The organism is Bacillus sp. AFS040349, assembly GCF_002577655.1.
In the GTDB taxonomy this organism is placed as follows: Bacteria; Bacillota; Bacilli; order Bacillales; family Bacillaceae; genus Metabacillus.
In genome coordinates, this window is sequence record NZ_NUMC01000109.1 from 15,241 (window position 1) to 34,357 (window position 19,117).

A 19,117-nucleotide genomic window follows, 5' to 3' on the forward strand; every position below is an offset into this window, starting at 1 on the left:
GACAGGTGTAAATTACAGGAGGGGTGTTATGCCTCAAACAGATGTTATTATTATCGGTAGTGGACTTGCGGCACTTTCTGCTGCGTATCATCTTCGTTACCTGAATGTGACAATCATTACAAAGTCTTCATGGTCAGCAAGTAATTCAATGCTTGCCCAAGGTGGAGTCGCTGCAGCAGTAGATTCAAAAGATTCTTGGAAGCTTCATTATGAAGATACATTGGCTGCTGGTTGTGATCATAATCATGTGCAGAACGTTGAGTACCTTGTACAAGATGGTCCTTCTGAGATTCAGGGGTTAATACAAAATGGAATGAATTTTGATACTAATCCATACGGACAATTATTGCTTGGGAAAGAAGGGGCTCATAGTAGGAATCGGATTATTCATGCTGGTGGAGATGCAACTGGTAAAGAGTTGACCACTTTTCTGTATCAAAAGACGAAAAAATATGTTTCTATGATTGAAAATGAAATGGCGATCGAGCTAGTGATTGAGAGTGGAAAATGTGTTGGTGTTAATACAAAAAACAACAAAGGGGAATGTAAGCAATACCTAGCAAGTAAAACAATTATTGCAAGTGGTGGTTGTGGAGCTGTTTATGGGCATACCTCAAATGCAGATGTGATCACGGGTGATGGAATTGCAATGGCATATAGGGCAGGAGCAGACATTGCTGATATGGAATTTATTCAATTTCATCCGACGATGCTTCATATAGATGGAAAGTGTGTTGGCCTTATTTCTGAGGCTGTTCGAGGAGAAGGAGCCATTTTAATTAATCAAAATGACGAAGCTTTTATGAGTAAATTGCATCCTCAAGCTGACTTGGCTTCAAGAGATATTGTTTCAAGAGCCATTTTCTATGAAATGAAAAAAGGAAATCGTGTTTTTCTAGATATCTCTATGATCGAGAACTTTTCTTTAAGATTTCCTACGATTTCTGCACTTTGCAGAAAATATGGAGTAAAACTTGAATTAGGAAAAATCCCCGTTGCTCCTGGCATGCATTTTTTGATGGGTGGTATCGTTACAAATGATAAAGGGGAGACAAGTATTAAGAACTTATATGCAATTGGTGAAGCGGCATGTACAGGTGTACACGGTGCCAACCGGTTAGCAAGCAACTCTTTGTTGGAAGGGCTTGTATTCGGTCAAAGATTGGCAACTTATCTTTTATCACAACCTTTTGAACATCAAACTACAACGAATATTAATCTTCACTCAAATAAAAATAGTAATTATGACAACAAAAAACTTCCGACTAAACAAGAAATTCAAGAAATCATGACAAAATATGTTGGAATTCAAAGAACAGAGGAAGAGCTTCTTTTCGCAAAGCAATGGTTTGAATCTTATCGGGATCAGATCTCTTTTTGGGATATTAATGTGAAGGATTTCACAATAGATGAAATAGAAAGAACAAATATGCTGACAGTTGGTTGGTTGATCACAACTTCTTCTCTTAGCAGGACTGAGAGTAGAGGCGGTCATTATCGTTTAGATTATCCAAATCAAGTAGAAAAATGGCATCGAAAACAAGTATTTAGATCAAAGAATGAAATGGTTGTGGGGGTATAAAAGTGAATGTTATAAAACTAAAGAAAAAGTTGGAAGAGTTTTTCTTAGAAGACCTAGGTGAATTAGATGTATCCAGTCAGACGATCTTTGGCGTGGAGGCTAGAGGAGAGGCTGTTATTCTTGCGAAAGAAGAGGGAGTACTTGCAGGAGTGAACATTATTGAAGCTGGTTATTCTTTATTTCATTCTGATGTAATAGTAAATCTAAAAAAACAAGATGGTGATCTTCTTCAAAAAGGAGACATTATTGCAGAAATTGAAGGACCGGTTGCCGTTATTTTAAGTGGAGAACGTGTTATCTTAAATCTGCTTCAACGCATGAGTGGAATTGCAACATTAACAAATAAAGCTATCCACTTGCTTCAATCAAATACTACAAGGATTTGTGATACAAGAAAAACATCTCCTGGTTTAAGAATGTTTGAAAAATACGCTGTTCGTTGTGGTGGCGGATTTAATCATCGTTTTGGCTTGTATGATGGAGTGATGATTAAAGATAATCATATCGCATTTTCTGGCTCAATTAAAAATGCTGTAAATAAAGTAAGAGAAAGTACGGGACATATGATAAAAATTGAAGTGGAAATTGAAACAGAGGAGCAGTTACAAGAAGCGATTGATGCAGGTGCGGATGTGATTATGTTTGATAATCGGTCACCAGAAGAGGTAGCGAGATTTGCAGAAATAACACCAAAGCATATTATCACTGAAGCTTCTGGTGGAATTGGCTTGCACAATTTAGCGGATTATCGTCATACGAATGTTGACTATATATCCTTAGGAATACTTACACATTCATACAGATCATTAGATATAAGCTTAAATGTAAAATAGGGGGGAACATCAATGGAACTGTTAGATATCCTTGAACACGAAAAGAAAGAAATGATGCCGGAATTCTATAAAAATTTAACAACTGAAGAAATGGAAAGAAGAGTAAAGGAAATTAAAGAGAAATTCGGTACAAAGCTTTATATACCAGGACATCATTATCAAAAAGATGAAGTTGTCCAATTCTCTGATGTTACTGGTGATTCTCTGCAATTAGCTCAAGCGGCAGCATTAAATAAAGAGGCTGAGTATATTGTATTTTGCGGTGTTCATTTTATGGCTGAAACAGCAGATATGTTAACATCAGAAAATCAAAAAGTAATTTTACCTGATATGAGAGCCGGGTGTTCAATGGCCGATATGGCAGATATTGATCAAACAGATCGTGCGTGGGAAAAGCTGCAAATGATTTTTGGAGATACAATTCTTCCGCTAACTTATGTTAACTCGACTGCAGCAATTAAAGCATTTGTTGGTAAAAATGGTGGAGCAACGGTAACATCATCCAATGCAAAAAAAATGCTAGAATGGGCATTTACTCAAAAACAACGGATTTTATTTTTACCGGATCAGCATTTAGGAAGAAACACAGCTTATGATTTAGGGGTTCCTTTAGACAAAATGGCAATCTGGAATCCGATTACGAATGAGCTGGAGTATGAAGGTAATCATGTAGAAGAAATTGTTGTCATTCTTTGGAAGGGACATTGTTCTGTTCACGAGAATTTTACAGTAAAAAATATTGAACATATCCGAAAAACAGAGCCTGATATGAATATCATTGTTCACCCTGAATGTAGTCGTGAAGTTGTTGGCTTATCTGATTACGCCGGTTCTACTAAATATATTATTGATATGATCGAGGCAGCTGAACCAGGAACAAAGTGGGCAATTGGAACAGAAATGAACCTTGTTAATCGACTCATCCAAAATCATTCAGATAAAAAAATTGTCTCATTAAATCCATTTATGTGCCCGTGTTTAACAATGAACCGCATTGACTTGCCTCATCTTCTCTGGGCCTTAGAAGGACTTGAAAAGGGAGAAATCTCTAACCAAATTGTTGTACCGGAACAAATTACAAAAGATGCTGTTTTAGCATTAGATCGTATGCTCGCAAATGTATAAAATACACCTAAAAGGAATCGACTTAGTCGGTTCTTTTTTTATTTTAATGAGATAACTTAATTCTCTTTAAAAAAACTCTAATAATTTTCAACACTGAATCATAGTATTGTAACAAGGTCTGTTTCCATTAGGTTTATCCACTTTTATTATCATTTTATTCATATTCGCCATTTCTTACTCATAAATTGTTATGAAGATTAATGGCATTATCTGAATTCTTTATAACTTGCTCAAGCAACATAATGATTTCTTCATTTGTCAATCATCATTATGTTCATTCATTCATCGAAGAAGTTGGCTTAGATTTATTTTTAGGCTTAGGAGGGAAAGCATTGAAAATTCATATTGTACAAAAAGGCGACACTCTTTGGAAAATTGCAAAAAAATACGGAGTTGATTTTGAAGAGTTAAAAGGAATGAATACACAATTAAGTAATCCAGATCTTATCATGCCTGGAATGAAGATCAAAGTACCTTCTGGTAATGTAGCTGTAAAAAAAGAAGCACCAATTAAGAAGGAAGCGCCTATACAGCAAACAGCGCCAATAAAAAAAGAGGCACCTATACAGCAAATTGCACCAATTCAAGAGGAGGCTCCTATCCAGAAGCAAATGCCTAACGCCGAGCATCCATTTGCAAAAGAAAAGCCAAAGGCAGTAGTAGATGTTGAAGACACTATGCCAAAAGAGCCTTTAACAGAAAAACCATCAAAACCCTATATACCGCCTGTACCAAATGCGCAACATCCGGTATATACTGGCATGGATGTGAATAATTATTATACGGTGAATATGGCGATGATGCCAAACATGGCAAATCCACAACTTCCACCAAAACCGGCAAATGTCTTGCCTGATATGACAAAAGTAGACGCAGAAGAAAAACTAGAGCCATTTTACTTACCAGAAGCAACAGAAGATAAGGAGGACTTAAAAGATATGGCCAATATGCCTAATGTACCAAACATGCCGAATTTAGCTAATATGGCAAATGTCCCGAATGTACCTAATATGCCACAAATGCAGATGCCTGCTTATAATCAGCCGGCAATGTACCAGCCGCAATATGTTTCACCGCAGTATATGGTACCAGTTTCACCCGTTTTACCAGGATCAGGTCTTTGTCCACCTGCTCCATACTATCCAATGCAAATGCCATATGGATATGGACCAGGGATGGGGATGATGCCGAACCAACCTTATCCAACGCAACTAAGTCCTGAGGAATATGATGAAGATGATGATTATGATTATGAAAATCAGGGACATATGCAAAATATGCCATACCCACAAGCAGCACCTGCTCAATATGCACCAAACTTTCCAGTAAATCCATATGCAGGAGTACCTGTGTCACTAGTTATGCCTGGACCGGGCTTCACTGGATATCCTAACCAGGTTATGGGTGCTTATGATGAAATGCCTGATGAGTATGAGTATGAAAACCAACCACAAATGCCAAGTATGCCATATCCACAGGCAGTAGCACCGGCATATGATCAAGATGATTGTGGTTGCGGAGGACCAACACCATATGCAAATCCATACCAATATGGCGGATACCCTATGGCACAACCATATGGCGGTTTTCCAGCTCAGCAACCGTATCAGCAGCCATATCAACAACCATATCAGCAACCATTTATGGCCCAACCAGGTTATGCCCCATATGGTGCAGGTCCTTATGGATACAATCCAGCGCAACCAGCCCCAGGTGGTCAAATGTTTGGAATGCCTAATTATGATGAACGTGATGAAGAAGAAGAAGATTAATTTGCTTAAAAGCAAGGGTGAAAGCACCCTTGCTTTTTTATATTTTTCTTAAGTCAAACCTTACTTCTCAAGCACCATATTTTTAAATAGTTACCTTTAACTAACAGACTTATTTTTCCTTCCTTGTACAAGATAATACATGAGCGATCATCTTGCTCACATAGTATCTTGGGGAGGTTATTGATTTGACAAAAGGTAAAAAAGCTACTGCTTTAACAGCAATTGCACTGTTAACAACGGGTTTAACAGCTTGTAATGGAGATCAAGGTGCCTTAGAAAACAATAACAATAATCAAGCTCAGCCAATTGGATACTATACAAATGAAGGTAACGGTGCAGATAACGAAGGTCCTGTTACTGAAATGATGGATGGAATGAATGGCGAAAATAATAGAAATTATTTTCAACGAGTTAACAATCGGTATGATAACCGTAATATGAGCAATCCAACTGTCCCGCTAGGTAATAATGATAACGGTCTTGTCCGGGACAACCGTTATAGCCATGGAGATGCGAATTATCACCGCCATTTAAATGAAGTGGGGTATTATAACCGTGGTGATGGTGAGATTGCTCAAAAAGTGAAAAACTCCGTCGAAAAAATGGACAATGTTGAGGATGCGCGAGTCATTGTTACAGATGACAATGTGCTAGTTGCGGTTGATACGAATGATCGAAATGACAAAGATATGAAGCAAAAGGTAACAAAAGAGCTTCAAAAAATGTCAGATGGACGTAATATTCAAGTTTACACAGATGAAGGAACGTTTACACGCATTCGAAATATCGATAACGATATTCAAAATGCTGTAGACAGAGATGTCATTGATACAGATGTTAATGAATTATTGAATGACTTAGGCGATGCAGTTCAACGTCCTTTTACTAATAACCGTTAAACAAGGAGCTTTGCTCCTTGTTTTTTGATTTAGATTAAAAATTTTTGGTTAAAACTTCTATAAATGGTCACAATATAAAATGATTTAATAATCATTAGCGAGGTGAGATAGGTGAGAATGTTTCATCGAAGCCGCATCCTTACCATTTGTAGTTTTGTAGGAGTTATGTTGTTTATCAGTCTTTTAAATGTAAATCAACAGCCTATTCATGCTGAAGAACATAGTGTACAGGAGCCTTTAACAGTAAAGGTTATATTGAAGAGAAAATACTTAGATGGAGAAATCAGTGAGGAAGTGACAAAGGAAACCATCTTATCAATGAAAGATTTTTGGGCAGAATATAAGGATTGGCAATTGCTAAATCAAGAAGAGGATAGAGTTGTCTTTCAGAAAAATATTGATGATATCTCTCCGTTATTAAAGACAAATGGATATTTTGGTATTGCTGGTGATGGCACATTGACGATCTTCAATGGAAAGCCAAAAACGAATGAAGTGATTCAATCATTTTTTCAGTTAGATGTTGAAAAATTAGAGAGTCGAAAACATGATGAACTTAAAGAAGGAATTCGTATTCAATCTAAAGATCAATATCTAGAAGTCTTACAAAACCTTCAGTATTATTCAAAAACCGAAAAACAATGAAAATTAGAGCTAATCTAAAGAGTTTCTCTTAGGTTAGCTCTTTTTCTATAAGGAAATAAGTAAAACCTTTTTAAAATAAGAAATACGTACAAACATTTTATAATAAATGATAAGATATAATGATGAGAACAATTGTACCCCTTTTGAAAGATTGAATAAAATGACTTCTGAATAGAAACGTTTTTTGATACAATGAGGTACAGTTATAATGAGGTGAAGAAATGATTGAGTTTATTAAAGGCTTTGTTGATGATATTACGCCTGAGCACATTGTTATTGATCATCATGGATTAGGCTATCAAATTCATGCCCCGAATCCTTACAGCTATACGAAAAGCCGTAAAGAGGAAGTTGTTGTTTATACATATCAACATGTGCGTGAAGATATATTAGCTTTATATGGATTTCCATCAAGGGAAGAAAAGGCGTTATTTATGAAGCTCTTAAATGTGACGGGCATTGGGCCGAAAGGTGCTTTAGCGATACTTGCATCAGGTAACCCTTCACAGGTAATAGAAGCAATTGAGAATGAAAATGATACATTTTTAGTCAAATTCCCAGGTGTTGGGAAGAAAACTGCACGTCAAATTATCTTAGATTTAAAAGGTAAATTAGGAGATGTGGCAGCTCTGTATGCACCAGATTTGTTTAACCATGAAGAAATAGAGCAAACTGAAACAGCAAATCACGCCTTAAATGAAGCTATAGAGGCATTAAAGGTTTTAGGATATGCAGAACGTGAAATTAAAAAGATCACTCCTTCTCTTCAACAAGAAAATCTATCAACTGATCAGTATGTAAAAAAAGCTTTGCAAAAGCTATTAAAGTAAGGTGATAACATGGACGAACGTCTTGTTTCAAGTGAAGCAGACTTACAAGAATCCTCTCTTGAACAAAGTTTAAGACCTCAAACACTAAGTCAATATATCGGACAGGATAAGGTAAAAGAAAATTTAAAAGTATTTATAGAAGCTGCTAAAATGCGAAGTGAAACACTTGATCATGTTCTGTTATATGGACCTCCTGGGTTAGGGAAAACCACATTGGCAACTATTATTGCGAATGAAATGGGGGTTAATATTCGTACCACATCTGGTCCAGCGATAGAAAGGCCCGGAGATTTAGCAGCTATTTTAACCGCTTTGGAGCCAGGAGATGTTCTGTTTATTGATGAAATTCATCGTTTACATCGTTCAATCGAAGAAGTATTATATCCTGCCATGGAGGATTTTTGCCTGGATATTGTGATTGGAAAAGGATCGACTGCAAGATCCGTCCGATTAGATCTACCTCCATTTACGCTCATTGGAGCAACAACAAGGGTAGGCTTATTAACAGCACCTCTTCGGGACCGATTTGGTGTATTAAGTCGCCTGGAATATTATAATGAAAAACAGCTTGCCCACATCATTGAGAGAACAGCGGAAATACTAGATATAGGCTTAGATTATAATGCGGCAGTTGAAATGGCAAGAAGATCAAGAGGAACGCCGAGGATTGCAAATCGTTTGTTAAGAAGAGTTCGAGACTTTGCTCAAGTTACAGGGGTAGAAACGATTACAAATGAATTGGCAACAGACGCACTTGAGAGATTGCAAGTGGATAAATTAGGTCTTGATCATATCGATCATAAGCTTTTACTTGGAATTATTGAAAAATTCCGTGGTGGTCCGGTTGGAATTGATACAATTTCGGCAACAATAGGAGAAGAATCTCATACAATCGAGGATGTTTATGAACCATATTTATTACAAATAGGCTTTCTTCAACGAACACCAAGAGGAAGAATTGTAACTGATCTGGTTTACCAACATTTTAAAATGGAGGCTCCTCATCATGATTGATTTTCCTAAAGTTTTAATGATCATAGGTGGAATCCTTCTTATAGTCGGATTTTTTATGCAGTTTATAGGGAAACTACCAGGAGATATTGTGTTTAAAAAAGGAAATACAACGGTATTTTTCCCAATTGTCACCTGTATTGTTATCAGTATTGTTCTTTCATTAGTTTTTTCGTTTCTTGGACGATTTAAGTAATGGGTAGTTAAAAATATGTAAATAGATAGATTAGAAATTAGGTGAATGTATTGAAAGTAGAATTATTTGATTTTCATCTTCCTGAAGAATTAATTGCACAAGTTCCATTAAAAGAAAGAGATGCGTCAAGATTAATGGTTCTTCAAAAAGACACCGGAGACATTCAGCATGAAACATTTAAGAGCATTGTTGATTATATTAATCCGGGTGATTGTCTTGTTCTTAACAATACGAGAGTCATGCCGGCCCGACTTTTTGGAGTTAAGGAAGATACAGGAGCAAGTATTGAAATTCTGTTGTTAAAGCAACAGGAAGATGATGTATGGGAAACACTTGTTAAGCCTGCAAAAAGAGTGAAAGAAGGAACGATTATCACCTTTGGAGCAGGGAACTTAAAAGCAACTTGTGTTGGTTCAAGTGATCATGGTGGTCGTTTATTACGCTTTGACTATGAAGGAATCTTTTACGAAGTTTTAGATGCGCTTGGCGAAATGCCGTTACCACCATATATTAAAGAGCAACTCGATGACCGCGAAAGATATCAAACTGTTTTTTCACGGGAAATCGGTTCAGCTGCTGCACCGACAGCAGGCTTACATTTTACTGAGGAAATTCTCGATGAGCTCAAAAATAAAGGTGTCCATATTGCGTTTATCACTTTGCACGTAGGATTAGGAACATTCCGTCCTGTTAGTGCTGAAACAGTAGAAGAGCATGAAATGCATGCTGAATTTTATCAATTAACAGATGGAACGGCTGCTCTTTTAAATGAAGTTCGTTCAAATGGAGGAAGAATTATCTCTGTTGGTACGACTTCAACTAGAACACTTGAGACCATCGCTTCAAAACATAATGGTAAGTTTGCAGCTGAAAATGGCTGGACAAATATATTTATTTATCCTGGCTATGAGTTTAAAGGGATTGATGGCATGATTACAAATTTTCACCTGCCGAAATCTTCATTAATTATGCTTGTTAGTGCGTTAGCAACACGAGACCATGTTATGCATGCATACGAGACCGCTGTAAAGGAAAAATATCGATTCTTCAGCTTTGGAGATGCTATGCTAATTATCTAATATTGTCCCTTTACTTAAGGACAAACAGAGCGTTACATTTAAGGAGGAAATAGGGTGTCAACTTCACCAATTCGTTACGAACTTATTAAAACATGCAAACAAACAGGAGCAAGATTAGGAAAGGTACACACCCCTCACGGCAGCTTTGAAACACCGGTTTTTATGCCAGTAGGAACACTTGCGACTGTAAAAACAATGTCTCCTGAAGAATTAAAGGAAATGGGAGCAGGAATTATCTTAAGTAATACATATCATTTGTGGCTCCGTCCAGGAAACGAGATTGTAAAAGAAGCTGGAGGACTTCATAAATTTATGAATTGGGATCGTGCCATCTTAACCGATTCAGGTGGATTTCAGGTATTCAGTTTAAGTGAATTCCGTAAAATTGAAGAAGAAGGTGTGCACTTCAGAAATCATTTGAACGGTGACAAGCTGTTTTTATCTCCTGAAAAGGCTATGCAAATTCAAAATGACTTAGGCTCTGATATCATGATGGCATTTGATGAATGTCCGCCGTATCCAGCCGAATATGATTATATGAAAAAATCAGTTGAACGAACAACTCGTTGGGCTGAACGATGCCTTAAAGCTCACAATAGACCGAATGATCAAGGGTTATTTGGAATTATTCAAGGTGGGGAATATGAGGAATTACGAAAGCAGAGTGCAAAAGATTTAGTTTCTATGGATTTTCCGGGCTATGCGGTTGGTGGATTATCTGTAGGAGAGCCTAAAGACGTGATGAATCGGGTACTAGAATTTACAACGCCATTAATGCCTTCAAACAAGCCCCGTTATTTAATGGGTGTAGGATCTCCAGACTCATTAATTGATGGAGCGATCCGCGGTATTGATATGTTTGACTGTGTATTACCGACCCGAATTGCGCGAAACGGTACATTGATGACGAGTGAAGGCCGATTAGTCGTAAAAAATGCAAAATATGCAAAAGACTTTGGACCACTGGATGAAAACTGTGACTGTTACACATGTCGTAATTTTTCTCGTGCATACATTCGACATCTCATTAAAAGTGATGAAACGTTCGGCTTAAGATTAACATCTTATCATAATCTTCATTTTCTGGTAAACTTAATGGAGAAAGTTAGACAAGCAATCCGTGAAGATCGTTTAGGAGATTTCCGCGATGAATTCTTTGAAACATATGGTTTTAATAAACCAAATGCTAAAAACTTTTAATACTTGCTTGAAAGGGGTGAAATAAATGGAAATGTTAGGAACAGTTTTACCGTTAGTATTGATGTTCGCAATTTTTTACTTCTTGCTAATTCGTCCGCAGCAAAAGCAACAAAAAGCTGTACGTGAAATGCAAAACAGCCTACAAAAGGGTGACAAAATTGTGACGATCGGAGGACTACATGGTATCCTTGATTCAGTTGACGAAAACAAAATCGTCCTAAAAGTAGGAGATGGCACTCGTTTAACATTCGATCGTAAATCAGTACGTGAAGTTATAAAAGACTAATTATGTACATAATAAAAAAACAGGGTATAAATTTAACCCTGTTTTTTATTTTGCTGCTCGTGATGAAGACACGTTAACCCCAAAGATTCCACCAAGCATTGCTACTAATAAAAATCCTCCATGATACATAAGTTCTTCCATTGTAAAAATTTCACCATGGCCCAGAAATTTAAACAATAAAATAATGAGTGAGAAAAGCAGGGCGGTAATCCCTCCGATAAGCCAGCCTTTTTCCTTTCCATTTCCTCCGGCAACAAAGCCACCGATAAATAAGGCCAGAATCGACAAACCTAAAAGCACCCATGTAATTGATGATTCTGTTAAATCGGTAAACTTTAATAATAAAGAAAATACTAGGCTTGTGGCTAAAGCCATAACAAAGATGGTGATAAGACCATAAAGGATTGCTTTACCCCATTGTTTTGTTTCCACAAAGCATCCCCCTTTCCCTCTAGACAAGTCCCGAGCTTGTTGTGAGCTCGTCTTATTAAAGAATATTCATAGAATAAAAAAATAGACTATAAATATTTTAGTGGACTTGCATCATATGATGGTAAAGAGGACTTGCTTGTAGATTAAAAAAATCCTTTTACTTATTGAGTACTATTTCATTCGGTAGTAAACATCATGTTATCCGGCTGCTTTTAAATGGTGTTTACTATCAAGGAGGATAAATAATGCTTACCACTTTAACAGTTATCATCTTTCTTATTACTTATTTTGTTATAATGACGGAAAAAATTGATCGTGCTTTAGCGGCTGGTTTGGGTGGAGTCGCTATGCTTATTGTTGGAATTTATGATATAAACAAGGCATTTCTTACGTACATAGATTGGAATACAATTTCGCTGTTATTCGCGATGATGCTGATTGTCATTATTACAAGTCAAACAGGTGTATTTGAGTTTGTAGCAATTATAATGGCTAAAGTAGTAAAAGGGAGGCCTATTCCACTTCTTATTGTTATCTCTACGTTAACAGCTATTGGATCAGCTTTTCTTGCAAATGTGACGATGGTGCTTCTACTTGTTCCAATTATCCTTACAATCGTGCGAATGTTAGATATACCTGCCATTCCTTATCTAATTACAATTATTATCGCTTCAAATATTGGTGGAACAGCTACACTAATTGGAGATCCTCCAAATATCATGATTGGTCAAGCAGTTGAGCATTTAACGTTCAATGCTTTTATTACTCATTTAAGTCCAATTGTGTTGATTATTTATGCAGTTGTTTTGATTTACTTAATCGCGATCTATTGGCCAAAACTTCAGGTTGACACGATTGATCAAAAAAAGCTAGCGTCGATTAAGGCGAGTAACTATTTAAAACTAACACCGGCATTACCAAAGTCCATTTTCGTTTTACTTATGACTATTGCTGGCTTTGTCTTAAATCCTATTTTACACATTGATCTTACGAGTGTTGCATTAGCAGGGGCATTATTGTTATTATTGCTTACTCACGATGAATACAAGCCTGATGAGGTGTTTAAACAAGTTGAATGGGGAACATTATTTTTCTTCGTAGGATTATTTATGTTAATTGGCGGGCTTGAAGAAGTAGGGGTTATTGATGAGCTTGCACGTGGAATGGTATTTTACACAGAGGGTGATTTACCTAAAACATCAATGCTTATTTTATGGATGACAGGTATTTTATCAGGTTTTGTTGATAATATCCCTTTTGTAGCAGCAATGATTCCGATGATTATCGAGTTTAAAGATTACGGAATGACAAATTTAGATCCTTTATGGTGGTCTTTGGCATTAGGAGCTTGCTTAGGAGGAAACGGGACATTATTAGGTGCAAGCTCTAATTTAGTTGTTGCGGGACTTGCAGCAAAGGAAAAAGAGCATATCAATTTTATCGAATTTCTTAAAGTTGGTTTTCCAATCGTTATTATCTCACTTGGTATCTCCTCTGTTTACGTTTATTTTCGATATCTTCTAAACTTTACGATGTAGATGAAATGTTTACATAAAAGTTAAGTTATCGTTCAAAATAAGTGTTAAGCAATTAGATAAAAGGAGGCCATGAAAAGTGGAATTTTACATAACGATCTTGGCTCGCACCCTATTTCTTTACTTTCTCATTGTTCTTATTTTTAGGCTTATGGGAAAGAGAGAAATTGGTGAGTTGAGCATATTGGACTTAGTGGTCTTTATCATGATTGCAGAAATGGCAGTAACAGCAATTGAGGCCCCAAGTGACCCATTAATAAATACAGTTATTCCTATGCTGATTCTAATGATCATTCAGATTTCATTAGCATATTTATCTCTCAAAAATCAAAAAATCAGGCATATTTTAGACGGAAAGCCGACAATTATTATTAATCGTGGAAAAGTAGATGAACAAGCCATGAGAACACAAAGATATAACTTTGATGATTTGATGACACAGCTACGTGATAAAAACATCAACAATGTTGCAGATGTTGAATTTGCTATCTTGGAGCCGACAGGGAAACTTTCAGTCATTGAAAGACAGAAAAAAAATAAAAAGCAGCCAGAGCTTCAGCTTCCTCTAATTGTTGATGGAAACATTCAAGATGAGAATTTGCTCACGATTAACAAAAACAACTTATGGTTAAGACAGCAACTTCGGAAGCTTGGATATAAAGATACAAAGCAAATTTCGTTATGCACATATGGAAAAGGCATTTTCTTCATTGATTTGAAGGACGAAGATAAAAACTAATGTTGGTGGAGGTCGCATTGACTTTCACCTTTTTTTATGTAAAAAAAGCAATTGAGCATTACTCAATTGCACGAATAGAAAAAATATTTTTATTTTGCTGGTATTAATCGAGCAAGAAAATGACCTACAAAAGGAATGCGTTGTATTTCGTCTTTTTCTACAAGTTTTAACACTAAAAGTAAGAAGCAATAAATGAGTGATGTAACGGTTAAAGATGTAATTAACCTTAAAATGATCGGGAATTCCGTTACGACATTTTCATAGAACAAATATCCTGTCACACCGGCTATGACCATTGTCATTCCACTTTTAATATAGTCTCTTATATGAATCGTAAACGGAACAACTTTTATAACTGTTGCAAAATGTAAAAGAGTAACAAGCATAATACCTATGACAATAGCCAAAGCAGCACCCATAATACCGAGTGACGGTCTTGTTGCTAATACGAAGATAAGAGCTGTTTTGACAGCTGAACCTATTAAACTATTAATCATAGCAGCTTTTGCTAAGTCTAAAGCTTGTAGCACAGCCTGTAAAGGTCCCTGGAAATAATGAAAAATAAAAAATGGTGCCATCACTTGAACGAAAATGGCAGATTTGCTACTACCATACATGATGCTCATTAAAGGTTCCGAAAAAACATATAACACAACACATGCCAGCCCACCACTTACAAGTGAGAGTCTTAAAGCTTGCTGCAAGCGATGTTCAACGAGCTTTAGCTGATTATTAGCCATTGCCTCACTTATTGCAGGAACAAGGGAGGTAGATAAAGAATATGTAATGAATGAAGGCAGCATCAATAAGGGTATTGCATATCCTGTAAGACCTCCATATTGTTTTGTAGCAACAGCTGTGGCAACTCCTGCTATAGCAAGGCTGTTTGCAACAACTATTGGTTCAAAGAACCATGAAAGTGATCCGATAAATCGACTTCCTGTAGTTGGGAGTGCGATACCCATTAATTGATTAAATGTTTCTTTTCCATTCTGAACAGATTTAAAGAATTTTCTTCGAATTCTTATTTTCTTTTTCACTTTAAACATGGCTGCCAAGTAGATAAGTGAAACCAATTCTCCAACAACAGCTGAAATCATTGCGCCAGCTGCGGCAAATTCAATTCCGTATGGTAAAAAGGCACTTGTACATATTGCAACCAACGAAATACGAACAACTTGCTCTAACACTTGGGAAATGGCAGCAGGTCGCATATTTTGCCGTCCTTGAAAGTAGCCGCGGATAACAGAAGAAATTGCCACGATTGGAACTACGGGAGCAATTGCCAGCAATGGCCAATATGTACGTTGATCTGTAAAAACATGCTCAGATAAAAATGGTGCGAGAAGCATCATAGTTGGTGTGAAAATGATACTTAGGGTTCCGGTTACTGATAACGAAACAACAAGTATTTTCTTTACCTTACGAGAATCACCTTTTGCTTCAGCTTCTGCAACAAGCTTTGAAATGGCAACAGGTAATCCAAGTTGTGTAATGGTAATCGCTAAAACAAGGGTTGGGACGGCCATGTTATATAAACCAACCCCTTCTTCTCCGATGAAACGGGCAACAACTATTCGGTTAATAAATCCTAATACACGGGTTATAAATCCTGCCAAGATTAATATGAGCGTTCCTTTTAGAAACGTTTGCTTTGACATTTCTCTCCCTGCCTTCTCAAATAACGTGGAATCATATACAATTACTATATGCGACTCAATAGGCCAAGCATGACAAGTTATATAGTATTGTGTGGTACTTCCTTAAAATAGCCCTTAAAATGTCTCGTAAAAGGAGTGTAATAATAATGAATAAGCAGCCAATTGATGAATTCCGTCATCATGTGAAACCTGCAATTAAGAGCAAATTAGAAGAATTTATGATTTTAGGCTATGAGGATGTTTCTGAAGAAAAGCTTTGGTCATTTCTAAAAACAAAAAAATGGAAAAAAACACCTGAACTTTATGTACATGAGGTTGTGCGTGATATTCTTTCATTAAAAGTTGGAGATTTTATGAACTATGCCACTGTTGAATCATTTAAAGGAGGAAATTGGTTCGAAAGTGACGAAGGTAAAGATTTGTTAAAAGGTTTGATTTAACATTGATTCTACATCTTTTAAAAGCGTATAATTTGATGGGGAATGTTAACCTTGTAAAATAAACAAAGCCTGCATCTTTAGTAAGTTATTATCGGCTTTATATCATTTCGTTTTGTGGAAATTAAGGAGGATACATAATGGTTAAGCGCGGACGCATAATTGCGTTTTTTCTACTTGTCCTAGTAGTAGGTAGTATTATTGGCCTGAATACAAATAGGGCAACAAGCAACATTATTTTGGGACTAGATTTGCAGGGGGGCTTCGAAATTCTATATGAAGTTGAACCAGCAAACGAAGGGGACGAAATTACAAGGGATGTGCTTGTAAGTACAGTTAATGCTCTGCAAAAGCGTGCAAATGTCCTTGGAGTAAGTGAACCGAATATTCAGATTGAAGGTGAAGATCGAATTCGTGTTCAACTTGCAGGTGTAAGTGATCAAAATAAAGCACGGGAAATTTTATCTACACAAGCTGAATTAACTTTCCGAGATCATGAAGACAAAGAAATGCTTAACGGCTCTGACTTAGTAGAAGGTGGAGCGAAGCAATCATTTGATGAGCAAGGAAAGCCTAATGTTGCGATTCAATTAAAAGATGCAACGAAGTTTAAAGAAGTAACAGAAGAAATTGTAGGAAATGCTCCTTATAATCAACTTGTTATTTGGCTTGATTATGAAGAGGGAGATTCATTCCAAGAAGAAGCAACTAAGCAAGATCCAAAATATCTTTCTGCACCAAATGTTGATCAAGTATTTAATCAAACAGATGTTACCATAACAGGGAACTTTACAATCCAAGAAGCACAAGATTTGGCGAATTTATTAAACGCAGGTTCTCTTCCCGTTAAGTTAACAGAGATGTATTCAACTTCCGTTGGAGCTCAGTTTGGTGAGCAGGCATTAGATCAAACAGTTCTGGCTGGAATTGTAGGAATAGCTATCATTTTCCTATTCATGTTATTCTTCTATCGTTTACCAGGTTTGATTGCAATAATTACTCTTTCAACGTATATATACTTAATTCTTCAAGTGTTCGATTGGATGAATGGTGTTTTAACTTTACCAGGTATTGCTGCACTTATTCTTGGTGTCGGTATGGCAGTTGATGCGAATATTATCACATATGAACGAATTAAAGAAGAATTAAAACTTGGGCGTACAGTTCGGTCTGCCTTTAAGGCTGGATCAAGACGATCGTTTGCAACGATTTTTGATGCGAATATTACAACCATTCTAGCAGGAGCTGTGCTCTTTTTCTTTGGGACAAGTTCTGTTAAAGGCTTTGCCACAATGTTAATCATTAGTATTATTGTAAGCTTCTTAACGGCTGTATTTTTATCAAGAATCTTGCTTGGACTTTTAGTAGAGAGCCGTTGGCTTGATAAGAAAAAAGGGTATTTCGGTGTGAAGAAGGAGCATATCATCAGTATTGAAGAAACAGATGATGATACGATTGCACCTACTCGTTTTGATAATGTTGATTTCTTAAAACATCGCAAGAAATTTTTTATGCTATCAACAATTCTTGTAATCGCTGGTATTGTCATATTAGTAGTATTCCGTTTGAATCTTGGTATAGACTTTGCAAGTGGTACACGTGTTGAGGTTCAAGCAGAAAAAAGTCTAACAACACAACAAGTAAATGATGAAATGGAAAAATTAGGTCTAGAAGCTGATGATATTGTCTTGGCTGGTAATAACAATGAAATTGCTGTTGCTAGATTTATCGGTGTTCTTGATCAACAAAAAATTGCGGAAGTAAAAAGTCATTTTCAAGAATTATATGGTATGGATCCAAATATAAGTACAGTTTCTCCTACTGTCGGAAAAGAGCTTGCAAGAAATGCAATGTATGGAATATTGATTGCTTCAATAGGAATTATCATATATGTAGCGATTCGATTTGAGTTTTATATGGCGCTCGCGTCGATCGTTGCCTTGCTTCATGACGCATTCTTTATCATTGCTTTCTTCAGCATTACCCGTTTAGAGGTTGACATTACCTTTATTGCAGCGGTGTTAACAATTGTTGGTTATTCCATTAATGATACAATTGTAACGTTCGACCGGATTAGAGAGCTATACAAGAAGAAAAAGGTTAAAACTGTTGAAGATTTACAGTTGATTGTAAATCGCAGTTTACAGCAAACCTTTACTAGATCTGTTAATACAGTATTGACTGTTGTTATTGCTGTTATAGCGCTAATGATCTTTGGTAGTGCTTCAATTACGAATTTCTCGATTGCTTTACTAGTTGGATTGGTTTCGGGCACCTATTCTTCATTATTTATTGCTGCTCAGCTATGGCTAATTTGGAAAGGAAAGCAATTAACTAAAAAGAAGGATGTTCCTTCTCAAGTAAGTGACGAACCACAAGTATAAAATTAAGGGTTATCCCTCTCTAATTTGTTATTATTTAAAGTAACCACATGTGTTTACGAAATAATACAATGAGATGGGATAACCCTCATTTATTGTAAGCAGTTGGTTAAACTATAGGTACGAGCAAAAGAGGTGAAGATATGGGGAAAAATGATCGATTTAAGCAAGCTGAGTTTGCTGCCATGATTGGAGTAGTTGGAAATATTGTACTTGCAATTGTGAAAGGGGCAGTTGGTGTTATTGCAGAAAGTCGTGCATTAGTAGCAGATGCTGTTCACTCGGCATCAGATGTAGCAGGGTCATTAGCCGTTTTCATAGGTGTACGTGCTGCAAAACAGCCCCCTGATGAAGATCATCCTTATGGACATGGAAAAGCAGAGTCAATTGCTGCCATTATTGTAGCTGTTCTTTTGTTTTTAGTAGGACTTGAAATTGGTAAATCTTCCTTCGAGTCTTTTTCTGTGAAAATAA

Annotated in this window: 19 protein-coding genes; 17 read left to right on the forward strand and 2 right to left on the reverse strand. The window is 36.5% G+C overall.

The window, feature by feature from the left end:
- Nucleotides 1-28 precede the first annotated feature (28 nt).
- The 12 genes from nadB to yajC all read left to right on the forward strand — a co-directional run bounded on the left by nadB (nt 29) and on the right by yajC (nt 11,458).
- A complete protein-coding gene (nadB, locus tag COD11_RS20625) occupies nt 29-1,582 on the forward strand; it encodes an L-aspartate oxidase (protein WP_098798760.1) in 1,554 nt (517 codons plus the stop codon).
- Nucleotides 1,583-1,584: 2 nt separating this feature from the next.
- The gene (gene nadC, locus COD11_RS20630; RefSeq protein WP_098798762.1) at nt 1,585-2,415 is read left to right on the forward strand and encodes a carboxylating nicotinate-nucleotide diphosphorylase; all 831 of its coding nucleotides are present in this window, start codon (nt 1,585-1,587) and stop codon (nt 2,413-2,415) included.
- A gap of 12 nt (nt 2,416-2,427) precedes the next feature.
- Nucleotides 2,428-3,540: a quinolinate synthase NadA gene (gene nadA, locus COD11_RS20635; protein ID WP_098798764.1), complete on the forward strand. Its 1,113-nt coding sequence runs from the start codon at nt 2,428-2,430 to the stop codon at nt 3,538-3,540.
- A 332-nt stretch (nt 3,541-3,872) separates the two neighbouring features.
- On the forward strand, nt 3,873-5,312 hold the full coding sequence (gene safA / locus COD11_RS20640) for a SafA/ExsA family spore coat assembly protein (protein WP_098798784.1): 1,440 nt from the start codon (nt 3,873-3,875) through the stop codon (nt 5,310-5,312).
- Nucleotides 5,313-5,497: 185 nt separating this feature from the next.
- The gene (locus COD11_RS20645; protein ID WP_176551171.1) at nt 5,498-6,211 is read left to right on the forward strand and encodes a YhcN/YlaJ family sporulation lipoprotein; all 714 of its coding nucleotides are present in this window, start codon (nt 5,498-5,500) and stop codon (nt 6,209-6,211) included.
- Between the two features lie 117 nt (nt 6,212-6,328).
- A complete protein-coding gene (locus COD11_RS20650) occupies nt 6,329-6,856 on the forward strand; it encodes an intercompartmental signaling factor BofC (RefSeq protein WP_098798766.1) in 528 nt (175 codons plus the stop codon).
- Nucleotides 6,857-7,077: 221 nt separating this feature from the next.
- Nucleotides 7,078-7,686 (forward strand): Holliday junction branch migration protein RuvA, encoded by a 609-nt coding sequence (gene ruvA, locus COD11_RS20655; RefSeq protein WP_098798767.1) that lies wholly within the window; start codon nt 7,078-7,080, stop codon nt 7,684-7,686.
- A 9-nt stretch (nt 7,687-7,695) separates the two neighbouring features.
- Nucleotides 7,696-8,700 (forward strand): Holliday junction branch migration DNA helicase RuvB, encoded by a 1,005-nt coding sequence (gene ruvB, locus COD11_RS20660; RefSeq protein WP_098798769.1) that lies wholly within the window; start codon nt 7,696-7,698, stop codon nt 8,698-8,700.
- Nucleotides 8,693-8,893, forward strand: coding sequence for a DUF2905 domain-containing protein (locus COD11_RS20665; RefSeq protein ID WP_098798770.1), 201 nt, complete (start codon nt 8,693-8,695; stop codon nt 8,891-8,893). The genes ruvB and COD11_RS20665 overlap by 8 nt, the downstream gene beginning before the upstream one ends.
- A 50-nt stretch (nt 8,894-8,943) precedes the next feature.
- Nucleotides 8,944-9,972: a tRNA preQ1(34) S-adenosylmethionine ribosyltransferase-isomerase QueA gene (queA, locus tag COD11_RS20670; RefSeq protein ID WP_098798771.1), complete on the forward strand. Its 1,029-nt coding sequence runs from the start codon at nt 8,944-8,946 to the stop codon at nt 9,970-9,972.
- Between the two features lie 54 nt (nt 9,973-10,026).
- A complete protein-coding gene (gene tgt, locus COD11_RS20675; RefSeq protein WP_098798773.1) occupies nt 10,027-11,172 on the forward strand; it encodes a tRNA guanosine(34) transglycosylase Tgt in 1,146 nt (381 codons plus the stop codon).
- Between the two features lie 25 nt (nt 11,173-11,197).
- A complete protein-coding gene (gene yajC, locus COD11_RS20680; protein WP_098798774.1) occupies nt 11,198-11,458 on the forward strand; it encodes a preprotein translocase subunit YajC in 261 nt (86 codons plus the stop codon).
- A 45-nt stretch (nt 11,459-11,503) separates the two neighbouring features.
- Here the strand turns inward: yajC and COD11_RS20685 are convergent, their stop codons facing one another.
- Nucleotides 11,504-11,890, reverse strand: coding sequence for a TIGR04086 family membrane protein (locus COD11_RS20685; protein WP_176551172.1), 387 nt, complete (start codon nt 11,888-11,890; stop codon nt 11,504-11,506).
- Between the two features lie 245 nt (nt 11,891-12,135).
- Between COD11_RS20685 and COD11_RS20690 the strand changes: the two genes are divergently transcribed.
- Nucleotides 12,136-13,428, forward strand: coding sequence for an ArsB/NhaD family transporter (locus COD11_RS20690; RefSeq protein WP_098798775.1), 1,293 nt, complete (start codon nt 12,136-12,138; stop codon nt 13,426-13,428).
- A gap of 76 nt (nt 13,429-13,504) precedes the next feature.
- Complete coding sequence (locus tag COD11_RS20695; RefSeq protein ID WP_231307937.1) at nt 13,505-14,164, forward strand: DUF421 domain-containing protein; 660 nt, start codon at nt 13,505-13,507, stop codon at nt 14,162-14,164.
- An 89-nt stretch (nt 14,165-14,253) separates the two neighbouring features.
- On the opposite strand, the gene spoVB is transcribed toward COD11_RS20695, so the two are convergent.
- Nucleotides 14,254-15,825 (reverse strand): stage V sporulation protein B, encoded by a 1,572-nt coding sequence (spoVB, locus tag COD11_RS20700; RefSeq protein ID WP_098798777.1) that lies wholly within the window; start codon nt 15,823-15,825, stop codon nt 14,254-14,256.
- 146 nt (nt 15,826-15,971) lie between these two features.
- Here spoVB and COD11_RS20705 point away from each other — a divergent pair, with 146 nt between their 5' ends.
- The 3 genes from COD11_RS20705 to COD11_RS20715 all read left to right on the forward strand — a co-directional run.
- A complete protein-coding gene (locus COD11_RS20705) occupies nt 15,972-16,265 on the forward strand; it encodes a post-transcriptional regulator (RefSeq protein WP_098798779.1) in 294 nt (97 codons plus the stop codon).
- A gap of 137 nt (nt 16,266-16,402) precedes the next feature.
- A complete protein-coding gene (secDF, locus tag COD11_RS20710; protein WP_098798780.1) occupies nt 16,403-18,646 on the forward strand; it encodes a protein translocase subunit SecDF in 2,244 nt (747 codons plus the stop codon).
- 140 nt (nt 18,647-18,786) lie between these two features.
- Nucleotides 18,787-19,117: cation diffusion facilitator family transporter (locus COD11_RS20715; protein WP_141549718.1), on the forward strand; the 331-nt coding region annotated here is incomplete at its 3' end.